This window comes from Streptomyces sp. NPDC002853, from assembly GCF_053591915.1.
Genome location: NZ_JBSFUS010000031.1, coordinates 1 through 1,207 on the forward strand (window position 1 = coordinate 1; position 1,207 = coordinate 1,207).

Genomic DNA, 1,207 nt, shown 5'->3' on the forward strand with positions numbered 1-1,207 from the left:
TGAGCTGGGGGTGGCCGCAGAGACCAGCGAGAAGCGACTGTTTACTAAAAACACAGGTCCGTGCGAAGCCGTAAGGCGATGTATACGGACTGACGCCTGCCCGGTGCTGGAACGTTAAGGGGACCGGTTAGTGCACTTTCGGGTGTGCGAAGCTGAGAACTTAAGCGCCAGTAAACGGCGGTGGTAACTATAACCATCCTAAGGTAGCGAAATTCCTTGTCGGGTAAGTTCCGACCTGCACGAATGGCGTAACGACTTCTCGACTGTCTCAACCATAGGCCCGGTGAAATTGCACTACGAGTAAAGATGCTCGTTTCGCGCAGCAGGACGGAAAGACCCCGGGACCTTTACTACAGTTTGATATTGGTGTTCGGTTCGGCTTGTGTAGGATAGGTGGGAGACTTTGAAGCGGGCACGCCAGTGTTCGTGGAGTCAACGTTGAAATACCACTCTGGTCGTGCTGGATGTCTAACCTGGGTCCGTGATCCGGATCAGGGACAGTGTCTGATGGGTAGTTTAACTGGGGCGGTTGCCTCCCAAAGAGTAACGGAGGCGCCCAAAGGTTCCCTCAGCCTGGTTGGTAATCAGGTGTTGAGTGTAAGTGCACAAGGGAGCTTGACTGTGAGACCGACGGGTCGAGCAGGGACGAAAGTCGGGACTAGTGATCCGGCGGTGGCTTGTGGAAGCGCCGTCGCTCAACGGATAAAAGGTACCCCGGGGATAACAGGCTGATCTTCCCCAAGAGTCCATATCGACGGGATGGTTTGGCACCTCGATGTCGGCTCGTCGCATCCTGGGGCTGGAGTCGGTCCCAAGGGTTGGGCTGTTCGCCCATTAAAGCGGTACGCGAGCTGGGTTTAGAACGTCGTGAGACAGTTCGGTCCCTATCCGCTGTGCGCGTAGGAATATTGAGAAGGGCTGTCCCTAGTACGAGAGGACCGGGACGGACGAACCTCTGGTGTGCCAGTTGTCCTGCCAAGGGCATGGCTGGTTGGCTACGTTCGGAAAGGATAACCGCTGAAAGCATCTAAGCGGGAAGCCTGCTTCAAGATGAGTATTCCCACCCCCTTTGAGGGGTTAAGGCTCCCAGTAGACGACTGGGTTGATAGGCCAGATCTGGAAGCCCGGTAACGGGTGGAGGTGACTGGTACTAATAGGCCGAGGGCTTGTCCTCAGTTGCTCGCGTCCACTGTGTTGGTTCTGAAAC

At 55.8% G+C, this 1,207-nt stretch carries 1 rRNA gene; it reads left to right on the forward strand.

Going from position 1 to position 1,207, the window contains the following annotated elements:
* Nucleotides 1-1,174, forward strand: a 23S ribosomal RNA gene (locus tag ACWD02_RS41935); the annotation flags it as partial.
* Between the last annotated feature and the right edge of the window lie 33 nt (nt 1,175-1,207).